The organism is Streptococcus thoraltensis DSM 12221, assembly GCF_000380145.1.
GTDB classification, from domain to species: Bacteria; Bacillota; Bacilli; order Lactobacillales; family Streptococcaceae; genus Streptococcus; species Streptococcus thoraltensis.
Window position 1 is genome coordinate 87,806 of record NZ_KB904587.1, and the last position, 21,230, is coordinate 109,035.

Here is a 21,230-nt window from a genome sequence, read left to right on the forward strand (position 1 = left end):
TGATTAAGGGTAACTGTTTAACCGAGGTGTTTTGTGGATGAGATAGCCATAAGTGGCATTCTTTGACTTCTTAACTGTCAGTTCTAATCGTTTACTACTAAGTTTCTCTTCTTCATCACGAATAGTAATCACATAAGTCAATGTACTGGTATCACCCTTTGTTCGTTGAGACTCTAATAAGACACTTGTTGGGGTGGCTTTGTCAACGGTGATGTCATCAACAGAAAGGTCTTCAGACAGGAATTTTTCCCTAGTGCCTGATCCTGAAAAATAAGAACCAATAAAGTAACGTGCAAAAACATCTGGTTCATGATCAATAACCGTTACCTGCTCCCTTGACATCTCCTGATGACTAGCTAAGGGTAGCTCTGTCGGTTTCTGAAGCGCTAGAATAAGGCTGGTTAAGGATAGGAGCATCGGTACCGTCCAAAGGAGTCCCTTAAACACTCGCCCTCTTTGATGAGACGTCACTTCTGATACCTGGTTCTCCTGTTTGGCGAGTGATTGGCTTTCTTTAGTTGGCGTTTTCTTAGCAAAACGAGCAGAAAAGCCTTTCTTATCGTCTTTCTTTAACCCAAATTGTCCTAGCAGCTCTTTGATAGAAGTGTCTTCAGAAGAAGGAATGGTTAACTCCATTGATTCCATCACTGCCCCTTGTTTATCGATATGGAAAAGATAAAAAGTGGCACTCATATTTAGTTGTAAGCATCTATTTTCTTCACCTTCTAATCCAATCAATAAGGCTGCTCTATTAGCATATTCTTGTTCCTTACCGTTGGCTTGGTTTTGTAGTCGAAACATCATTTGTGACCTCCTTATCTGTCTTTATTGGCAGCCATCAATGCCTCCAGATCTTCCAGGCTCATATCATATTCCTTGAGTAGTTCCTGTTGGCGTTTGCCCTCTAAAATAACAATATCTTCTTTTAACGTCTTTATTTTCTTTTGAATGACTTCCAGTGAGTCATTCGCTTTCTTAAGTTGCTTCACCTTGTCATCTAATCGCTCTTTTGTCGATTTTTGACGACGTGTCTTAGGTTTCATTTCAGGTCTTTCTTGATAAGTTTGTTCTGTCATTATGTGATTCCTCTTTTCTTCTTACTCGTCCTCTGTTGACACCATGTCGTCAGTATCATCAGGAACAATTGTTCCTTCCTCGTCTACTGTAATGTCAATAGGACTAATCTGATTAATCAAATAGATACCATCTTGGTCAGTGTAATCCAACTGTAGGGTCATGTGATGAGATATGCTTTTTTGAGCGTTTGTTGTATTGTCTTTGGCTTTTAAGAGATCGTTTGTAAAAGTGATTTCACAAATAACCTGTTGAGTCGTCTGGTTAATAAAAATATTAGCTGACTGAAATTCATAGTTAACTTTAAAGCCTTTATAAGCTTGATGTTTAGCCGTCTCCTCTTCAGTAATCACCCCTTGGTATAGTCCTTCAGTCATATAAGTTTTGTATCTAGAACGATTTTCTTCGAGATCTTTTTTGGTATAGTAAACAACTAGAAATTGCTTGACCCAATCCTCAGTTAGCCGACTACCTTCTTTAGCTTTTTTGGGCTTTGTCGTAGTCACTGCGGTGTTTTGATTTTCATTTTTTCCCATTTGACCAAATCCTAAACCAATAAAGAAAATGATCAAAATACCTATAGTAATCATGATCCCTTTAAATATTTTTAGCTTAACCGTATCAATCATAAATCCTCCCTTATCTGTTTGAGAATAACTTGTTCTCTTTTACCCAGTTCTAAGTATTCTTGTAGAATTTTTTCCTTTTTGTCATTGATAGAAGACAACTCTTGAACCAATTCTAGAGGAATTATAGGTTCTGCTTTTATCAAGTTAGGCTCTTTTTCATATCCTAGTAAGTAAGGCACAGATACACCAAAATAATCAGCTAAGATTTTGGCATTCTCTTTTTTAGGTGTCCTAATACCTTGGTTGTAAGAACTAAGAGCGCCATAAGGTATATCGGCTTCGTTGCTGATTTCTTTTAGTTTCTTACCTGATTCGGATATTAACTTTCTAATTCTTGTTGGTGGTTTTTTAAAAATTTTAACGTTATTTTCCAAACTAAGGCATCCTTGCTATTTCTGGTGTTGCTTGAGTTGACGCTGCTGTCACATCTTCTAAAGTGACGGGTTCCATCCGATCGACCAGGTAGCGGTTGCCTTCTTTGATATAAGTCAGCTTTAGCTGCAGGGTATTTTTTATCCCTTTTTGAGCATCCTCATACTGATCAGGTTTGCGAAGATAGGTCAAGGTGTAATCAACTTTTACCAGGACTTCTGGTTTTTCAGGATTGATATAGATATCTGAGTTCTGGTACTTGTAGTCCACCATAAAAGCTCCAAATTGCTTACGATCAGGCTCTTTTTCTTTTGAGACTTCTTCTTGGTACATTTCTGGGGTCATAAACGGACGATAGTCACGTCGATTGTCACCATCTTTTTGCTTGGTCGTGTATGCTTTTAGAAAAGCTCTGACATCAGCTGGCTTTACTGTCTCTGTTTTAATCTGTTTCGTCACTTGGGAAGTTGTTTGAGGTGTCGCTTGCTTACCAAAATGGTAGGCAAGGCTACCCGTTATGAGCAATAAAACAACCACTCCAGTCGCAATCATCCCGTAAATGACTTTCGTTTGTCTGTCTAAATACATGTTTGTCTTCTTTCTATTTTGGATTGATAACTTGGTTTTGCGTTAAACCCTTTGCAGGGATCAGAAAGCCAGGGTCTCTATCTTGCGACAGGGCGGTACCGAGTGTGGCAATATTGGTATTATATTCAAAGTGAACATGGTAAACACCACCTCCCATTCCCATAATGCCAATTTGTTGCCCTTTTTTAACGGTTTGTCCCTTTTGTACAGACGCTGATTTCATGTGTCCGTAATAGATATAACCTCCCAATTTAGGCTCTATGACAATATAGTAGCCTCCCATAGGGTCAGCTGAAACGGTATTGACTTTGCCATCTGTGGCGCTGTGTACAGAGACATTACCTGATTGGAAACCTTGTCCCTGGAGGTCAATACCTGAATGTCTTCCCATCGGATACATCCAAGCCCCTCCACCTTGCGACCAAGGCGTTTTACCATATGGTTGAACCACGGTGTAGGGAACAGAAAAGATATGAGCAATTTCTCCTTTTGCAATAGACATGCTTCCGCCAATAGAGAAATCCATCTTAAACCAATTTAGAGCCTGGTGGGCAATGGCTTGACGTTGGGCTAATTTATTCCCTGGTACACCTTCCCATTTAGCTAAGAATTCAGCCGTTAAAGTATCGACGTCACGATTACTGGTCGCAATTTCCTTAAAGATTTTAGTGTAGTATGGATTGTCTCCTTCTAGCATGAAATCCACTTGTAATTCCATGTCATACCACTTTTTCCCTTTTTTCTTAGCATATTCCCGCAAGAGGGTATTCCTGATAGCACCATCTGTTGTATCTGTAAACTGCCCCATCCCTAGTCCTCGACGTAGGATATTAGGATAACCACCACCGTAGATAGCAGGACCAGGAATATCTAACCATTTGGCATCATCCCAGGAGGATGGACTAGCCCCGACTGGAGGACTAAGGAAATCGCCTTCTGCTCGTTTAGGCTGAACACCTGACTCTACGCCAAAACAACCAACAATAGCTGCGATACCATTATCAGTCGCATTTTTAACTTTCTTTTTGACCAGGTCATAAAATTGTTTGGCTCGACCACTCATTTCAGATGCTTCTTGGATAACGGTTGTCTGTTGGGCATACGTTACAAAGGGAAAATAAAAACCTGGATTAACGAGTACCCAGGTATTTGTTTTATCTTGTTTAGTCTTTTCGGTAAAGGCGTAAGAAACATCCTTTGTCCCAATCTCTTTGAGCCATTTGGCGTCCTTATCCTCGATTTCACCATAGTTTTTAGCATAAGCAATCTGTTGCGTATCACCAGATACTTTACCTAGTTCTACGCCTGTTTCAACGCTATCATCTGTTTTAACCCTGATCTGTTTGACATCATAAAAGATAAATCTTGCTTCCTTATCCGCAATTATCACATTTGTTGTTTTAGTCTTTTTGCCTTTAAGGTCTGTCTTTGTGATGGTTACTTTCCCATCCATTGGCGCATAGAGTTTATCGCTAGCAGCCTGAACTGTTGTGGTAGGATCAATAGTATTCTTATCTGTGTAGCCATAACGTTGGGTTACGGTTAAATGTTCGGTTTCTGCTTTCTCATCATCAACTGAGTAAAATGGATTGGCTAATTCTTGATAAGCTAAATATTTTCCTGTCTCGGATTGACTATCAAGAATGTCTTTATATTCCTCTAACTCATCACTAGAAAACTTCATCCACTCTTTGCCGTTCGTATAGAGTTCCGCCATAGTTTTCAGGTTATTGGGATCTTTATTTTCTTCCTTCCAGATATCATCTAAAGCATCTGAAAAGTGGTTAAACCCAAGAACTCCACTCAACTTACCCCCTCGACCTTCCTCCCATTTAGCATCTGGCTCCCACTCACCACCATAGCGATAATTCATGTAGAGTAAGATAGAGTCAATATCCGTGTAGTAATCTACCTTGTCCGTTGATTCTTTACGATCCATTCTGGAAATGTGTAGCCAGGAGTGATTTAAGGTGAACTCATCTTGTTGGATGATATTACTAGCAAAGACTGAAGATACTAGAATAATAATCAGCAGCAACAAGCCCATCACTCCTGAAATGAGCCAAGTCAAAGGATTGGTTATTATTGGGGTTGCGACATTAACAATCGCCTTAGTAGCTGTCGCTATGACCTGAGTTGCTTTTGAGGCAACTTTCGCACTTGCTTGAGTCGCTTTTAGGCTTCCCTTACGAGTTTTCTCATAGGTGTATTTAGTGCCCTTAGCACCCATTTTAACTGTGCCTTTAGCCCCACGATAGGCTAGCCTCGCTCCTCTTCCTGTTGCTCGACCTGCTTGTTTAGCTGTCACTCTTGCTTGGCGAGCTTGACGTTTCATCCTAAGAAGGTCTGATAAGGCATCGTCTTGATCCATACCTACTTCCAAAAATTCTTGACCAGCTCTTGTCGTTATGCGACGCCCTGTTTGACGAGCTTTTTGACCAATAGTAGGGTTTGTTTTACGGACTTTCCTTTTAACTTTTTTGGTAATCTTTTGATTTGCCTGAGCTTCTTTAAGACTGGTCCTGGCTTCCTGAAGCTTTTGATCGTCAATCACTCCTGCCTTGAAGTCTGATTGAGCTTTTGAATAGACTTCTTTTGCTTTTCTTAAATTCTGTGTGGCTTCTAGGAAGTCTCCTCTAGCTGCTTTTTGTGCTTTCTTTGCGGAAGACTCGTTGTGACGCTGCACGCGTTCTTTAATCTGCCGTTGCCTTACAATTCGGCTTCTAAGGTCTTGTTTTTCCTTTGTCACAGAATCCTCCTTTCTTTATTGTTCTAATAGTCTGTCCTAGAGAGATAGTTCCAAACTTTCCAATAAATGCTCTTCTTCTTTTGTCAATGTAACATAGTAATAGCATTCCGGATGCAGTGCAGAACCAACTTCATTAACTAGATAAATGAGATAAACAGGTTGCCCTAGTTCGTCATACTTTAAAAAATATAGCGGTGACCAATAAGAAAATTCTTGAATATCCCCTTCTTTAAGGTCTTCGATTAACTCTAGAAGCACTTTCTTAGGATAGGTAACAATAGTCCCAAAAACATGCTTGATGGATAAATAGCCAGGTAAAAGCTTCATCTGATTTTCTTGATCTATGATTTTATTTCTTTCAAAATGGCTTAACCACTTTGAAATTTTGCGTTTGTCATACAAGGTTACACCGTCTATAACGATATGTGGCATGCCCTCTTTCTGCCATTTGATTAAGGTTGTGGTGAGACCCCCAAGTATTGACATAAATCAGACATCCTAACATAAGGTTTCCAATGTTCTTGATCAGCTATAGCTTTTTCAAAAGCAACTTGTAATTTAGCACTATAATTAGCTAGTAATTCTTTTTCCTTTTTTTGGATAGTTTTAGAGTAACATCTTCAAACATATTATACCTCCATATTTCTATAAGCATCCGTCGCAACTAAACGGAACAATTCAGTCGTTTCAGGAATTGGATTTTCAAATGGAACCGTCGTCGACCCTGCTATAATAAGCCCTGTTCCAAGGGATTTTGGTTTTTCAATATAACGAATAAGGGCATCGGTAAGATTGATGGTTTTAAGTAGATAGGGAATGGTTGTTTTCTTCTGCTTTAAGAGAACGATAAATTCACTGTTGTAAAGCAGGTTACGCCCTTCTTTACGAGATAATAAGGTTTCCACGTTTTGAGTGATTCCAGTTGGAATAGAGCCATATTTACGAATACGGGCATACATATTGGTGAAGAACCTAGCCTGGTCGTCCGTTTCAAATTGATTTTGCATCTCATCAAAGTAAACCCTGGTCACAAAGTCATCTTTATGATCGACAACATGTTGCCAGATATAATCTTGAATAACCATTAGGGCAAACGGTTTTAGCTTACCTGAGAGTTTCTTCAGGTTAAAAATAACCACTTGATTATTGAGGTCTACATTAGTTTCATAAGCAAATATATCTTGGGAACCCTTGGTATAGGATTCTGATTTCAGAGCTAAGCTTTGCGCTTCTTCTTCGGGTTGTTCTAAGAGAATATCATGCCAATCCTTTAGGGTTGGTGTCCGATCTGTAATTCGTTCATAACAAAGTCGTGTCACACGGTCAATCAATGACACATCATCATCTGTCACTTCCTGTAGGATATTTTCAAAGAGCCCCATGATAAGAGACGACTTTTGACCAACAAAGTCTTTATCTTCGTCTTGTAGTTTATCTAAATCAGGAATATCCATGAGGTTAAAGTGCGTTTTGGTACCAGGATAAATATCAATGACTTGGGCACCAAAGGCACGACCGATATCAACGTACTCTTCCTCAGGATCCACAATGATGGTTCGGTCATTAGGGAACCTTAAAATAGCTGGAATCACTTCATTGGTTTTGACAAAGACTGATTTTCCAGAACCAGAAGAACCCAAAATAACCCCTGATGCTGTATCTAAATCTCGTTGACGATCAAGGGTAATGATGTTATTTGAAATTTGATTTTGCCCGTAGTAATTCGCTAGAGGGCTGGCGCTTTGTAAGTCAGTATTGGTAAAGGGAATTTGTGTGGCAATATTAGTGGTCGTCATGTCACGCATAAAACGACGCTTGACATCAATATAGGTCTTTCCAATCGGCAACATGCTATTAAGTGCTTCTTCCTGATGATAATAGGTTTCTTCAAACTCAATGACATGTTTACGACCAGCTTGCTTGATACGACTGGTATAGTCTGCCAATTCTTCGGCACGATCAGCCTTAACCATAACTAAAAAAACGCCAGAAAACATTTTCTGGTCGTTGTCATTAATTTCTGTTTTCCACTTATCCGCTTCTTCTGCCGTGCCCTGGGCGACGCTTGAAACCGCTAAGTTTCCTGATACTCCTTTTTGAGCAGCAGCCACTTGAGATTTAACCATATCCATCTTAACACTAGCTTCAGCGGTATTCACTTTCTTCACTGCTTCAGCCACATCATAGGGGTTAGCATGAATGGAAATGGTTAATTCAATGCCAATGTCCGTCAAGGACTTGATTAGGCGGTCATTTAAAAAGGCCGGAAAAGTTCTTGCAAACAAAATCTTACAATACTTTTTATCCATCATAAACTGGTCAGGTTGAAACCATAGACGACCTGGAGCAATGAAGGATTTGGTACGAAGCCCTGATATTCTCACATCTTTGTAATCCACATTGAGATAAGGGTTTCCTCTTAAGAGATCCGCAAAAATATTAAGACGTTCCGTCCCATCCAGTGCTTGAAAAGGGATGTCCACAATCTGAAACTGTTTGGTAAAGTGATTAGCAATATCATTGAGTTTACGGTAGCCTTGTTTACGATCTCTAGCAGAGGTAGAGACAGTCACAAATTTTTCTACTTTAAAGTTATTTTGATCTGTGGCAAAACGGGAACGAATCATCTCATTGTATTCTTGACGAAAGACGTCTCGGTCATCTCCTTCTAGATCATAGGTGATTTGGTCTAACAAGGTAGACGGGACGGGTCTATTCAAAATGGTTAATTGATAGGTGTTGTCACTATCTAAACCATTTAAAGCCTCCACATAATAATCAATAATATCTAGCTTTTCATCCTCACTACCTGTAATGTAATTGGTGTCTCCCAATTGCCAGGTTTTTGAAAAATCTTCCTCAACAATATGCATGAGACCATCCTCGAATAAAGAGGTATACTTAATCGTGTTTTGGGTGCTAGCCTTCAGGGCTTTCTGGAGCTGCTTGGCTCTTTCTTTATCAGCTTTCGTTAGGGGCGTTCCATTCTTGGGTGCCCTTTTCGGGAATAAACTTACCATGTATCTCCTCACTTTCAAATTCCGTTTGATAGGCTCTTTCTTGTACCTTGAGCCTAAAGGTTATAACTTCTTTGAGTTGTTCATCTTTTTTAATACCATAGACAAAGGCTGGTGGCACTGTTAAAGCAAGCGAGAGGTAAAAGAGAATGCTTGGCAGCTGCAACAATGAAATGATTGTCGCAAGACTAACTCCCAAAGCAATCCCAATGACCATCACTACTTGTCTCCAGGTTGCTCCACCAATAATCCCTCTTTCAAATTGGTCTATGGCTTTGAAAAACTCACTGCCTAATTTGTTCATAGCGAGTCCCTTTCTATCAAAAAAACAGCTCACGTAGAACTGTTTGTCATTTATTATATTTTTCTCTTTCCTTAGCAATCCTGTCTAATGGGATAGTGTCTATTCTAATACTATGGTCTCTAAGTGTAAAACCAAACTTTTGATAGACATGATCTCGACGAGCCTGATTGTTAGGGTCTCGTTCATCAACAAAAGATAGCTTACCCTTAATCTTCACATGTTCTCCAAATAATTGGCTAATATGAAACAATGCTTCTCGCAACAAGAAACTACCATAGCCTTTATTAGGTTTTGCCATAAGAAAATCTCTAATCAATAAATAGTTTAACGTCCCAAGCTTATCACTCTCTTTATCATGGTAATAAGCTTCCACGTTCAAAAAATTCAATCGGTCTTTACGACTATGCTTAAAAGTATCATTTACCTTAAACTCCAGACGATTAATCCGTTTTAGATGATCAAGTGAATAAGATACACTTGCAAGCATATAGATGCCTTTGACAGACTGACAATAGAGTAACTTTCGGTCATTCTGATTGAACTCTTCAAAGTAGGCTAATTGCCTTTTCAAAGCTTTATTTTCTCTTTTTAGAGTTCTTAACTGCCTATCATAAGTTGAAATCACTGAATAAGCTTCGGTTAACTTCTTTTTGGTCTTGAAAATAGCGCTCAAAGTCTTTCTCTCCTTTAAAAGCTATTCTACCACGTTCTAAAAAACTTAACCACTTCTCCAGCCACTGAGAATACTGTTCTTGTGATAGTTTCCCAATTGATAATAGATAGTTCAAGTCGTCTTGAAGCGTTTTTAAGATGATGATTCCTTCTTGATAAGCTCCCTTAGCTTCCACAAACCGCCACGCATAAGTGTAAAAAAGATCATCGTTTTGTAGTAAACGAGTGACTTGTGGCAATTCACTGACTGTTAACCGCCCTTGTAAAAGACAATCGGCTACAACATCTCTCAGCAACCGATAGTCATATTCATAAGGAGACAAACGGCTCACTTCACTTTCTAGAGCACTGATTTTTTCCTGAAAATAATGGTCTTTCTGTTCGTCGTTAAACATCCCTATTCTCCTTTTCCATTGAACAAAAAAACACCTTGCATTGATACAAAGTGTTTGTCACTTATTATAGTGTTACTTTCCTTATGATACTTGTAATAACTGTTTGGCTTTGCGTTGAGAGCCAAAGAGTAAAATTAAAAAGATCACACATTTACCGATGTAACTAATAGCTGGGGCATATGTTCCTAACCAACTATTCTCATCTAATTGTATTGCCGTATCAATTTTAAACCCTTGCCAAATAGTTAAAAATATAACAATTACAGCTCCCTGAAGTGCTATAGCCCCAAAAGTTTTGAGAAAATTTTTGGCAATTGGTCTGGTATCATCACTCATCCAAAAAGCTACTATAATTGGTGCAATTGCTTTGTAAAAATAAAGTTCAATAAATCGAAGTAATACCATAACTCTTATTGATACAATAGCTGTTGCGCCAATTAAATATGCTAAAAAGTTGAGGCCTGTTCGTATTCCATACGCCCCCTTTTTTAAGGCTCTAAATTCAAATAAATTATTTCCACTTAGATCTACACCGACTACTTTAGTAACTCCATTTGCAAACCATAGAATAGCATTAAGGATAGCTCCTGATTGCGCCACTAGGAAATAAGCCATTAGATATTTCACAGCCACTTCTAAAAAGAGCTTCCAGGTCATTTCTCCACCTTGGTTACGGATAAATCGATACCAAGATAACATTTCAATCAAAAATAAAAGAGATACCAGGATGTAACCGATAGCCATTAACGATTTATTCACTGCCGTCATTGAGCTATTGACCGTTTTATTGTAACTTCCCAAACCCTTCGTTAGTTCTGAAAGTATATCTTTCATTGATCTCCTTTCTAACTCAAATAAAAAAAGAACCTCGAAAGGTTCTTAAAACAATTAAACTTCTGTATTTGAAAAAGTGGCAACTAAAGCTAAGAATAATGTAGAAATAATACAGATCATGAGATCAGTTTCAGTAAAATAAATTGGTTCTAAGTTATTCATCATAAAATTTTGAGCGAAAAATCGAATTAGACTTGGGGCTTGCGATAAAGTATTTATGTTACGCCAACTAAGAAACTCAGCTAACAAAATTCCTACAATTCCTTTTGTCACAACAAAGATAATCACAACACCAATCGCTGATTTAATCACATTAAAGAAGAAGAGAGTCAGATAGACTGGCGTTTTGATTAAAAGCATAATAGCTCGAAAGAAGTTTCTTGTCACAAAACTGAGTCCTGTTTTTAAGCGCTCGCTTAAACTAGGCTTATAAAAAGCATTGATACGCTCAATCTCAGCTTGGGTCTCTTCAGGCGTATGATAGGTCACAATCCCTTCCAGAGGATCAACCTTCTGCTCCAATTCTGCAGCTGTCGGTGGTCGTCCATTTCTTCTTTCAAAGTCTTTGGCAAAAGCCACATAATCAAAGGTTTCAGCCATTATCTTACTTTCCTCTCCGCTTGTTTTTCTTAATCATATTATACCATAATTTAGAGCAATGGTGCCCCACTTTTCTTGCCTTAATCAGCTTTTTCAAATAGAGGGTTAAAAAGAAATGGCCCGCATAGCTGCCACAATCGCAGCTGCTACTCCCGCAGAGATAGCCGCAATGGCTCCACCTGAAATCATTGAAGTCATCCCCTGGTCCATCATCTGAGGGTTACCGTTTTTGCGTCCCGCAAAATAATCAAAAGCACCTGTCAAGACCCATCCAAGCCCGACAATTGCTAGTACCGCACCTAAAGCGGTCACTACACGTGCTGCTGTATCCATAGTTATCTGTTCTCACTTTCATTTTTAAAACAAAAAGATCACAAAATCTACTTAGATTCTGTGATTAACTAATACAATACCTTACCTGCCCAAGCTAACAACTGAGTTAGAGAGAATATTTTAGGAGATTATAATTTCTATGTCTCAGTTGCTAGCTTGAGCAGGCAAAGCCTGTTTTTTCAGTTACTTAAGCCTTTTAGCTTAGTTTTCTTCTTTCTTTTTCTTAAGACCAAAGCCAACAAAACCAATAGTCATAAGTCCAAGCGCTGTCGCAATAGTTGATACATTGTCTGCTTCACCAGTTTCTGGTAAAGTTGCCACACTTGCGCCTTGTACAGGTGTTTGTGGCTGTGGTTTTTCTGGCGCTGGCGTTTTGGTCATCTTGTAGTAGTGTACGTCAACTTCAATTGGTTTTGGTGCTTCTGGAGCATCTGGTGCTTCAACCGTTACTTTGTTCACGGCTACACTTGGCGCTTTAGGAGCTTCTGGTGTTGCTGGAGCGTCTACCGTAGCTTTCTTAGCTTCAAGCGTTGGTTTCTTAGGTTCTTTTGGTTTTTCACTCGCTACCCCAAAGATTCCACCAACGATTGATGAATTTTTAGTTGGTACGCTGTGTACAAAGGTAAAGTCTTGTTTCTTAGCAGTCTCGAACGTCCATCCAACACCGTTAGAATCGAGAACACCTGCAGAGGCTTGTGATTCCTCTCCTGGAGTACCCGTAAAGTTTGTGCCAGATCCTGAAATATTTTTACCTTTTTCGATAGTCGCTCCATCTAAGCCTGATACCTTGATAGATTGCTCAACATCCAAATCATTAAAGGTTACAACAGAGACATCATTAGCTGTGACTGCTTTAACTTTATAGGAATAAACGTAGTTGAGGATTGCTCCGCCAACGCCAGAGCCACCGCCTGCAGCTTCACCGACACCACCAGTTGCACCACCAGTATAAGTTGCGAAAACTGACCAAGCAATACCACCGTTATCAGCACCCCAAACTGCCACATATGTTCCAGTATTTCCTGGGGAATTGATTTCACTGAATGTCAATGTCACGTCACCGTTAGTCGTATTCTTCACGTAAATTGTGCCTGAGCCATTGATTTTGAAGATATTGTTAAAGTTAGCGTCTGTGTTTTGATTAAGAGCGTTTGATTGAGTGGCATACATAGCCGCAGACTTAAGCGTACCATCCGCAAAGTTAACCACTTTTTCAGCACCCGTCATTTTCTGTGCTCCTGCGCCTGCAGAGACTGTGACACCATTTTGCCATTTAAGTCCAGTGTTTGTGCCGATACCTTTTTTGTAATCTGCAAGGGCTAAAATATAAGCGTCAATTTGTTTTTTCATTTGTGCTGTTGATTGATCCATCAAGCCTGCTGACGCTTTAACAGCGTCATTGTAAAGCTTGATATTTTCTGCCATAGCCACTTTTAGAGCTTCACCAGTTAGACCCTTAGTGTCTTTGTAAGCTGGTGTGTTATTCGTTGTGGACTCATTGACCGTTAGGTCATTTTTCTTAGCAATAGCGATTTGCTCGTCAAGCTTAGCTACTGCATTTTTTAATGTTGATTGACCTTCTGAAACAGCTAAATCACGAGCTGTTTTGCTTTCTGTGTAGGCTTTTTGGTTATTAGAGTACAGAGCTAACGCACGTTTAAGGTCTTCTACCGATTTACCTTGGATAGCGATACCTGCATTGATAGCTTCCTTGTACAAGGTCAGATTGTCTGCCATTGCTTGACGCAAGTCATCACCTGTTAAACCTTTAGTATCTGCGTACTCAGGTGTCATATCAGTTGTTGTTTCTGTGACCAATAGACCTGCTTTTTTCGCTTGTTCTAGGAGTTTATCAACTTCTGATGTCGAGGTTGCTAGATTAGCTTGACCTTCTGTCACAGCTTCTTTGTGAGCTGTTGTGGTTTCTTCATAAGCTTTGAGGTTATCAGCCTGTTTAGCTGTTGCTTCCTTAACTGCCTGATCCTGTTTATTCAAGTCAGTCAAGACTTCTGATGTTTTTTCAGAAGCGTTAGCGTCATTAATGACAACTTCTTGAGTCTCACCCTCATTAACAACGACACCAGTTTCAGTCGCTGTTTTCACGTTGTCTTTCAACGTTGCTTGTGCTTCATCAACAGCTGTGACTGCTTGGTCTTGTGTTGTATTAGCTGGTACAGCTGTTCGGATGTCGCTTGTGATAGCTGGTGTTTCTGCAGTTGTTGCTTCTGGTGTAGGTGCAACGACTTCTGTCGCAGGCTGTGTTACAGGTGTTGTTACTTCATCCGCAGAGACACTTCCGACAGCTCCTATTACGATAGCTGTAGCCGCCAAAGCAAGACTAGCCTTGCCAAGAAGAGCAGAGTGAGTACCCGTGCTAAATTTACGAATTGAAAAAATTTGTTTTGTTTCTTGAGTCATCTCAGAAATCTCCTTTAAAAAAATGATTGTTCGAAACAGTTTAATGACTTGCCTAGGTCAGTTAATAAGCATTAATCGTTTTAGTTGTTTTGGACTTTTTTCTGTTTCCAGACAAGCGTACCCGTTAGTGCCATTAAAGCGCCTAAGAGTGATAAGCCTAGTGTCTTAGCGTCTCCTGTGTGCGGGAGTGTCACTTTTGAGCCGTCGTTTTTAGTAACCGTAATAGTTTTGTCCTCGTTAGTTTTTCCCCCAACTTCTTCAGGAGCAACTTTAGAGCCATCTGATAGCACGACTTTGCCTTCTTTAGTGCTTACGATTGAGACACCCGCAGCTGTTTCAACGGGTGCTTCTGTCGTTACCGTAGAAACTACTTGACCAGTTGATGGCGATACTTGTCCTTCTGTGGGCTGTACTGGCTGAGAGATCTCAGGCTGTAAGACAGGTTTCTCAGTGGCAGGTTCTGTTGTATCTGGCGTTTCTTCTGTCTTTGGTGCTTCTGGTGTCACCTCAGGTTGGCTTGACTCCTCTGTAGAAGGTGCCGTCGTTGGATCTGTTGGTTCAGGAACTGATGTCTCAGTCGGCGTTTCAACTGGAGTAGTTGTATCAACTGGTGCTTCTGGTGTTGGAGCAGGCGTTGGTTCTACTGGAACATCAACGGGTTGTGTTGGTTCTGTCGGTATCACAACGACTGGTGCTGTTGCATCAGTTGGTGTTGGAGCTTCATCAGCGCTAGCTAGTGTTGATACCGACAATAAAGCTGATGATAAGAGCAATGTGGCATACAATTGTTTCTTAAACATATTCTCTCCTTTTCGTCTAACGATGATAACCAATCCCTGTTAAGACAAGTTTTGACCGTTGATTTCGTTGTATTCTTCTCGCTATAATAAAGTGTTTTCGTTTGACGATTGTGATAGCATGGTAAATTAAGTGAAATCGTAGTATCTCATTTGTCTCATAGGATGGATTATTAGTATGTTTACCTGGTCTTATGACCACCGCAAACTGTGGTTTAATTAGAGCTTGTCTGCCATCATCAAGGGTAAGTATTGCTCCTCCCTGACGACCGAGACAGCGTAGATCAGATAAGCGCATAATGCTTTGATCTGATAAAAATTTGTTGGTCATGTATGATAACCTCCTTGTGACTTATGTGGTGATCTATCACCATCTGTCTTTTGACGCACGAGTTAAAGCTTGGTTCCTCGTAACTCCTTCAGCTGGTTGACATCAACCTCATTACGCTAATTAGATTAACGTGCTTTTAGTATGTTTTGAGCCTGAACTAGGTAGCCTAGCGTGTATCACCGCCCTCATTATGTCTTATTCATAGGCTCGCTGATCAGGACGGTCTGGATATTTAGTTCTCAAAGGACAAAGTAGTTTCATGACGTGCTTAGGTCAATTCATACTCGTCGTTAAAAGGTCAAATCTTGTAAAAATGTCTGATAGTGTCTTTCTTGAGCACCTGTCTGAATTAAGAGATCATATTGGTTTTGAGCTAAGCTAGCAAGTCGTTCATTCTGTTGTGCTAACTGCTCAATCCGTTGTTCAATGCATTCTCTACTGGTCATTCGTTATCCTCTAATCATTCTGATGTGGTTTTGATAACACTTGGAAAAAGTTTGACCAAACTTCCATAACAAAAGTCCTTTTCCCCTCCTTCTCATAACTTCGTGTTCTAAGTTCTCCCTCTAAGCTAATTAGGACTCCTTTATCAGTCCAATTAACAAGGTTTTCAGCAGCTTTACCCCAAATCACACAAGGGATAAAATCAGCTTCATTGCCTGCACCTCCGACTTTCTTCTTGCGATTAATCGCTAAGGTAAAACGTGCATAAGTCTTCTTATCGGGTGTTTGATATAGCTCGGGTTTCTTGGTCAAGCGACCGATTAAATTAGTGGTATTCATATCCGTCATTCCTTCTTACAAACGAGAGGCCATCACTATTTTCTCTAGTTTTTCTTTCTCTTCAGAAGCATAGGCTAGTAACGTTATTTCAGGCAGAATCTCCATCGCTTCTTCGATAGTGAAAGAATTGCCAGCCATTAAGACTGCTAAGCGTGCAGCTTTTTCTTCGTAATACTGTTTTAAAGCGATTTTCAAGACTGGTGGCAGAAGATGTCCTTTATTCTTTTGGCATTCCTTGTCTAAGATGTTCCAAAAATCATCGAAGGTTTCTAAAAAAGTATCAAGTCCTGATAACAACTGGGTTTTTAACTGTTGGTCTTTACTTAATCGTGCCATCATTACCTCCTATTTCAAAATCCTTAATAATAAACGCCCAATTCTGATACCTTGCCAGGCTGACTTACGATATCCTTTCTTAACCGTTTTTCCGATGATGAGATAGAGTAGCCTGTGTCTTAAATAATTCATTTACCTAAATCACCTCTTGATTTTTTCTGACCGTTTGATTCCATTCTGCTAAGACACCATTAAATACATATTCGGCAATCGCTTCAGACGATTTTGCAAATCTCATATGTTCAAGAGCATAACGGTATCGCTTTTCAAAGTAGACCATGGCATAATCAGCTGAAGAGGTAGTGAAATTTTCGCATATCAATTTCTCATAGACTAAGTTCCAAATATAATCTTGATCATACGGAGTAACTTGTTCTACTTTTCGAATGATATCTTGGGAATTTTTTTCTTCGTGAGAAGCAATACTCTCCTCGTCGTCCTCTAAATTATTTATTTTAGTATTACTCTTTTTAGTCTCACTCTCTTTAATATAAGTTGCGTTCGATTTTGGAACTTCTTGAAGTTCGATTTTCGAATTTCTTGAAGTCTCATTTTCGAATTTCTTGAAGTTCGATTTTGGAACTTCAGTTGATACTACTGGATTTAACAAGTGTTGTGCTTCATCAAAATCCATATTTAAAAGTTGAATATCGGTGATCACATTCTTTACATAAATCCGATTGCCTTTCATGACACCTTGTCTCACTTCATCAATTAACCCGTATTTGATAAGTTCTTTTTTTAGTTTAATGACCTTAGCACGACCACATCCTAGGTCTTCAGAAAGATCTTCGATAGAGTAATAAATAAAGATATCACCATCATCATCTACAAAGCGAAGATCTCCTTTTCGTGTTGAATCCAATGAAGCACTCATACGATCACGGCAAAGCATGAATAGTAATTTAGCCTCTGCTTTTAATCTTTGATAGTATTTTGTTCCAATAATGACCTTTGGAAGCTGATAAAAATTATCACTATTAAGTGCTTGTTCCAATGAAATTCTTCCGTATGCCATTATCTTACCTCTCCTGTTTTAAGTAACATGCCTCCCTTTTTGGGAAACTTTACTAGATTAAAGGTCTCAAGTTCTTCAAGAGCATCAACTACCCTCTCTCGCTCCCAACCAGTCTCTTTCATAAGCGACACAATCAATAAATTTCTAGATTGACGTTGTTTAAGTCGGCATTTTTTATTTTTTTGATTCATACATACCTCAATCACTTTTTTTATTAGTATTAACGTACTAAGAGTTTTTCGTTCCTAATATCTCTTTTTAGTCAACTATGCTATTGGAGATGCTATGGAGTAAATATCAGCTATTGGTGTCTTTTCGTTGCTTTAAAAATGATTCAATAACTGTACAACCGTAAACAAGAAGGGTGAGGAATAAACTGATAGACATTAAGGATACTAAAGTTGAAAATCCACCTACCCATCTAATCATAACTAGGGCATATCCTAAAAAAATATATGTCGTTACTTTAGTAAAAATCTTAATGAAAATATTCATCTTATTCTCCTTACACCTGGCTTAGTCCAGGTTTTTTATTTCAACAATTATTTTTTAATCGCTAATATGAATCAAGTAATCACCTTTTCGTTAAGAAGAATCATAAAATAGTTGATTACTATAGTCAGAACAAGATTTCAAAAGACTTCTAAATAACAAAGTTTGACGAAAACGACTCTCAAAATAAGTCTCTGAATTAAATATCTTGATTTCTCTCGTAACATCCTTAGATATTAAAATTTCACTTTCAGAAGCATTATCTAGATCAATCACTTCAAAGATTTCTAAAGTATCAATATCCATTACGATTTCTAGATTATCTGACATTATCTTGTATCCTTTCATCGGTTTTAGACAACGAAAAAAGAGAACGATTTTCTCGTTCTCTTAGACAATAAATATTTGATTTTTACTTTTCCCAAAACTCTAGACACTTACGTCTCACTAACTTCAGTCTCACTAGTGGCTGAATTTAAGACCTGCCTCGGCTGATTTTGACACCTCCCTAGTGTTTTTTGAATACTAGCCTCGTCTGAATTTAATACTAGAGGCATCTCATGCTCCAACTCGCCAAGATAAATCTTGTTTGCGAGCCGTCCTTTTTTACTAGAAGACTGTTGTACTTCATCAATCCAACCTTTACTCAGTGACAATTCCAATCGGTCTTTTAAAACTGCATAGGCAACCTTAACTTCTAACTTCATGTCCTTGTACCTCTCACTCTCAAACAAGAGTTTTGGGAGCTTATAGTAACGCTCTGATGTCTGATACTGATTTGCAGTAATGCGTTTCATGATTTTCCCTCCAACACTAACAGACTAACATTTCCCAACTCATCAAACTGGATTAAACCAGATTCTTCCAGTTCTGAAACAATCCTACTTATTTTTTCAATATCAATTTCATCATAGCCATAAGATGACACACCACAATTTGTCGTGAGGACTGTTCTTCCTTTTGCATGTTTTTCCTTCTGAAAATAAAAAAACGAGAACACTTATTGAAATGTTCTCGCATAATATACAACCCATTTTTATGTCTAGTCCTCTGATATGTTTTAATTGTTCATTTTTTTAATCACCAAATTAGTCACCAAAAAATTGATTAACATTGCTTATTTTTGCTCAAATCCAATTTTTATCACGATTGATGGTGCTTCAATAATCAATAAGAAAAACCCTTATAATCAAGGGTTTAACAGTCAATTCTCCTAAAAAATTAAGCTCGATTTTCTGAAAAAAAATCTCGACTTCCATCCAACCATTGAATAGTAGCCATGAGTTTATAATTCCTTTCATATCAAGGGTTTGATGGGTTCAAACCAGCCTAAATTTCATCGGGTCACCAAATTAGTCTGATTTTACCAAACCATCTCATACCAATAATTTCTTACTTTTCTTCACGTGTGCATACTATCTCAAAATCAGAATGATGTTTCTTAATATCTTTTAACAATTTTGAGATGGTATTAACATTAACATGCCTTGGAAGATAGCTGTCTTTTATTCCGATTATATCTCGGAATTCTTATAAATTCAAATTCATTTTTCTGCGACTGTAGTATTTTTCTATCCAATCATTTAATGGTCGAAAATACTTACAGAACCAAGTCTTTAAAGCAGATAAAGAAATTTGATTTTTCTCAATGAAGTTATTTAGTGCATTAATTGCTTTTTCTATAATACATAATATATTATCAACTAAAAGAAAATCGAGATTGTATTTAATAGAATAATTGACAATGCCTATTATACTACGATTCTCTTTATTTTACCGCTCTTTGCTTCGATCTAAAAAACTCTTCAAATCCTTCCAAATTAATAAAGACTAATTTCTGATATGAAGAGGATTATGGCTCTAACAAGCCAAAAGTAAAAAGGAACCTCCCCAAGTATGAGCTAGATTCCTCTTTTTTCCTTTTATTTAAACCGTAGAGCTTACTTTTTCAGTGGGCTCCCATTTTGGTTCTCTCTAGATGTTAGCTATAAGTCACCCACTACAGCTGACAAAGAGCCGCTAACCATGATGTATAAAATAAGTATTTGCAAAATTATTCTATTACTTGAGTTTCTGCTACTTTCTTATACCAATACGCACTCTTCTTCGGATAACGTTCTTGTGTTTCAAAGTCCACATAGAAGAGACCGTATCGTTTTTCATAGCCATTTGACCATGAGAAGACATCCATTAATGACCACATGAAGTATCCTTTAACATTTGCACCATCTGCAATGGCATCACAAATAACTTCTAAGTGTTTTTTTACATAATCGATACGACCATCATCATAGACTGTATTATCTACAAACTCATCTTTGTAACCAAGACCATTTTCTGTGATATAAATTTTCTTGTAGTTAGGGTAATCGGCTTTGACACGCATGATTTGATCATATAGACCTTGTGGGAAGATAATCCAGTCCCAGTCCGTTTTTGGAACATCAACTGGTGCTTCTCGGCGACCAACACCTTTGATTTGATATTTAGAACTTCCCTTTTCCCCTTTACCATTATGAATAATTTCAGTCTCACCATCAAAAGCTTGCATCCAATCACTCATATAGTAGTTAATACCAAGGAAATCATTTAAATCTTTTGCAGCATCCAGTGCTACAAAATCTTCTTCACGAAGATCAAGTTCACCACCATTCACCTCAAGGATATGGTTAACACCTTCCATTGTTTTATCTGAATACTTACCAAGATAAGTTGCATCAAGAATAAATTTATTATGAATAATATCTTCAAGTTCAGCCGCTCTAACATCGTCAGGATTGTTAGCATCAAATGGATACTTAGTTGGAAGAGCATGGACAACACCGATTTCACCTGAATAGCCACCGTCTTTAAAGAGTTTCACGGCACGAGCATGAGAAACCATCATGTTATGGTGTGATTGGAAAACTTTAGCAAGATCATATTGAATACCTGGAGGGAATTTACCAACCAAGTATTGGCCATCACCAATAGGCCCAATTTCGTTAAATGTTGTCCAATAGTTAACTTCTGAGAATTCTTTAAAACAGAATTCTGCATAATTTACAAAATGTTCAATGTTCTCACGATTGAGGAAATCACCATCCGAGTGGAGAGCTTCTGGTGTATCAAAATGGTGAAGTGTAACAAAAGGCTCAACATGACGCTTATGACACTCTGCAAAGAGATTGTGGTAATATTCTACCCCTTTAGGATTAACTTCTCCTTTTCCTGTTGGAAAAATACGAGACCAGGCAATAGAGATACGGATGCCGTTGACACCAAATTCTTCACTTAGTTTCAAATCAACAGGGTAACGATTATAAAAATCACTTGCTGGTTCAGCAGTGTACCAATAGTTGTCTTCTAAGTATTTATCCCAAGCTACTGGTCCTTTGCCATCTGTGTGGGTAGCTCCTTCAGCTTGGTAAGCAGCTGTAGCACCACCAAAAATAAAATCTTTAGGTAATGTTTTAGTCATGATATACCTCTTCTAAATTTTCATTTCA

Annotated in this window: 24 protein-coding genes and 3 pseudogenes; all 27 read right to left on the bottom strand. The window is 38.5% G+C overall.

Annotation, left to right across the window (positions count from 1 at the left end; all coding sequences use genetic code 11):
* Positions 1-3 precede the first annotated feature (3 nt).
* Positions 4-801 carry a hypothetical protein gene (locus A3IA_RS0101935; protein ID WP_026217509.1) on the bottom strand — a complete coding sequence of 266 codons (798 nt, stop codon included), beginning with the start codon at positions 799-801 and terminating at the stop codon, positions 4-6.
* A gap of 14 nt (positions 802-815) precedes the next feature.
* Positions 816-1,076, bottom strand: coding sequence for a hypothetical protein (locus tag A3IA_RS0101940; protein WP_018379665.1), 261 nt, complete (start codon positions 1,074-1,076; stop codon positions 816-818).
* 21 nt (positions 1,077-1,097) lie between these two features.
* Positions 1,098-1,703 (bottom strand): hypothetical protein, encoded by a 606-nt coding sequence (locus A3IA_RS0101945; protein WP_018379666.1) that lies wholly within the window; start codon positions 1,701-1,703, stop codon positions 1,098-1,100.
* Positions 1,700-2,077 carry a helix-turn-helix domain-containing protein gene (locus A3IA_RS0101950; protein WP_018379667.1) on the bottom strand — a complete coding sequence of 126 codons (378 nt, stop codon included), beginning with the start codon at positions 2,075-2,077 and terminating at the stop codon, positions 1,700-1,702. The genes A3IA_RS0101945 and A3IA_RS0101950 overlap by 4 nt, the downstream gene beginning before the upstream one ends.
* A 1-nt stretch (position 2,078) precedes the next feature.
* Entirely contained in the window at positions 2,079-2,663 is a 585-nt protein-coding gene (locus tag A3IA_RS0101955) for a hypothetical protein (RefSeq protein WP_018379668.1), read from the bottom strand.
* Positions 2,664-2,676: 13 nt separating this feature from the next.
* Positions 2,677-5,412, bottom strand: coding sequence for a phage tail tip lysozyme (locus A3IA_RS0101960; RefSeq protein WP_018379669.1), 2,736 nt, complete (start codon positions 5,410-5,412; stop codon positions 2,677-2,679).
* A 354-nt stretch (positions 5,413-5,766) separates the two neighbouring features.
* A pseudogene (locus A3IA_RS13355) lies at positions 5,767-6,040 on the bottom strand (hypothetical protein); the annotation flags it as partial.
* 1 nt (position 6,041) lies between these two features.
* Positions 6,042-8,432 (bottom strand): VirB4-like conjugal transfer ATPase, CD1110 family, encoded by a 2,391-nt coding sequence (locus A3IA_RS0101970; RefSeq protein WP_026217512.1) that lies wholly within the window; start codon positions 8,430-8,432, stop codon positions 6,042-6,044.
* Positions 8,374-8,733 carry a PrgI family mobile element protein gene (locus tag A3IA_RS0101975; protein ID WP_018379672.1) on the bottom strand — a complete coding sequence of 120 codons (360 nt, stop codon included), beginning with the start codon at positions 8,731-8,733 and terminating at the stop codon, positions 8,374-8,376. Before A3IA_RS0101975 ends, A3IA_RS0101970 begins: the two co-directional genes overlap by 59 nt.
* 46 nt (positions 8,734-8,779) lie before the next feature.
* Entirely contained in the window at positions 8,780-9,358 is a 579-nt protein-coding gene (locus A3IA_RS0101980; protein WP_026217513.1) for a hypothetical protein, read from the bottom strand.
* Positions 9,342-9,800 carry a hypothetical protein gene (locus tag A3IA_RS0101985; RefSeq protein ID WP_018379674.1) on the bottom strand — a complete coding sequence of 153 codons (459 nt, stop codon included), beginning with the start codon at positions 9,798-9,800 and terminating at the stop codon, positions 9,342-9,344. Before A3IA_RS0101985 ends, A3IA_RS0101980 begins: the two co-directional genes overlap by 17 nt.
* An 81-nt stretch (positions 9,801-9,881) precedes the next feature.
* Complete coding sequence (locus tag A3IA_RS0101990) at positions 9,882-10,634, bottom strand: type IV secretion system protein (RefSeq protein WP_018379675.1); 753 nt, start codon at positions 10,632-10,634, stop codon at positions 9,882-9,884.
* 54 nt (positions 10,635-10,688) lie between these two features.
* Positions 10,689-11,234, bottom strand: coding sequence for a hypothetical protein (locus A3IA_RS0101995; protein WP_018379676.1), 546 nt, complete (start codon positions 11,232-11,234; stop codon positions 10,689-10,691).
* A 105-nt stretch (positions 11,235-11,339) separates the two neighbouring features.
* A complete protein-coding gene (locus tag A3IA_RS0102000) occupies positions 11,340-11,567 on the bottom strand; it encodes a hypothetical protein (RefSeq protein ID WP_018379677.1) in 228 nt (75 codons plus the stop codon).
* Between the two features lie 201 nt (positions 11,568-11,768).
* Entirely contained in the window at positions 11,769-13,985 is a 2,217-nt protein-coding gene (locus A3IA_RS0102005; RefSeq protein ID WP_018379678.1) for a YSIRK-type signal peptide-containing protein, read from the bottom strand.
* An 80-nt stretch (positions 13,986-14,065) separates the two neighbouring features.
* Positions 14,066-14,785, bottom strand: coding sequence for an LPXTG cell wall anchor domain-containing protein (locus A3IA_RS0102010; RefSeq protein WP_018379679.1), 720 nt, complete (start codon positions 14,783-14,785; stop codon positions 14,066-14,068).
* A gap of 16 nt (positions 14,786-14,801) precedes the next feature.
* Positions 14,802-15,113 (bottom strand): hypothetical protein, encoded by a 312-nt coding sequence (locus tag A3IA_RS0102015; RefSeq protein WP_018379680.1) that lies wholly within the window; start codon positions 15,111-15,113, stop codon positions 14,802-14,804.
* 290 nt (positions 15,114-15,403) lie between these two features.
* Complete coding sequence (locus tag A3IA_RS13215) at positions 15,404-15,559, bottom strand: hypothetical protein (protein WP_016480938.1); 156 nt, start codon at positions 15,557-15,559, stop codon at positions 15,404-15,406.
* A gap of 10 nt (positions 15,560-15,569) precedes the next feature.
* The gene (gene ssb / locus A3IA_RS0102025; protein ID WP_018379681.1) at positions 15,570-15,896 is read right to left on the bottom strand and encodes a single-stranded DNA-binding protein; all 327 of its coding nucleotides are present in this window, start codon (positions 15,894-15,896) and stop codon (positions 15,570-15,572) included.
* Positions 15,897-15,911: 15 nt separating this feature from the next.
* Positions 15,912-16,232, bottom strand: coding sequence for a hypothetical protein (locus tag A3IA_RS0102030; RefSeq protein WP_018379682.1), 321 nt, complete (start codon positions 16,230-16,232; stop codon positions 15,912-15,914).
* Positions 16,233-16,241: 9 nt separating this feature from the next.
* Complete coding sequence (locus A3IA_RS13540; protein WP_280513101.1) at positions 16,242-16,364, bottom strand: hypothetical protein; 123 nt, start codon at positions 16,362-16,364, stop codon at positions 16,242-16,244.
* A 4-nt stretch (positions 16,365-16,368) separates the two neighbouring features.
* Positions 16,369-17,250 carry a replication initiator protein A gene (locus A3IA_RS0102035; RefSeq protein WP_018379683.1) on the bottom strand — a complete coding sequence of 294 codons (882 nt, stop codon included), beginning with the start codon at positions 17,248-17,250 and terminating at the stop codon, positions 16,369-16,371.
* Positions 17,250-17,441: a hypothetical protein gene (locus A3IA_RS0102040; protein WP_018379684.1), complete on the bottom strand. Its 192-nt coding sequence runs from the start codon at positions 17,439-17,441 to the stop codon at positions 17,250-17,252. Before A3IA_RS0102040 ends, A3IA_RS0102035 begins: the two co-directional genes overlap by 1 nt.
* Positions 17,442-17,835: 394 nt before the next feature.
* Positions 17,836-18,018, bottom strand: a complete 183-nt coding sequence (locus A3IA_RS11685) for a hypothetical protein (protein ID WP_416124056.1) — start codon at positions 18,016-18,018, stop codon at positions 17,836-17,838.
* Between the two features lie 164 nt (positions 18,019-18,182).
* Positions 18,183-18,539: pseudogene (locus A3IA_RS11690) on the bottom strand (replication initiator protein A); the annotation flags it as partial.
* Positions 18,540-19,510: 971 nt separating this feature from the next.
* Positions 19,511-19,579, bottom strand: a pseudogene (locus A3IA_RS12890) (DNA-binding protein); the annotation flags it as partial.
* Positions 19,580-19,795: 216 nt separating this feature from the next.
* Positions 19,796-21,202 carry a 6-phospho-beta-galactosidase gene (gene lacG, locus A3IA_RS0102070; RefSeq protein WP_000169292.1) on the bottom strand — a complete coding sequence of 469 codons (1,407 nt, stop codon included), beginning with the start codon at positions 21,200-21,202 and terminating at the stop codon, positions 19,796-19,798.
* Positions 21,203-21,230: the final 28 nt, after the last annotated feature.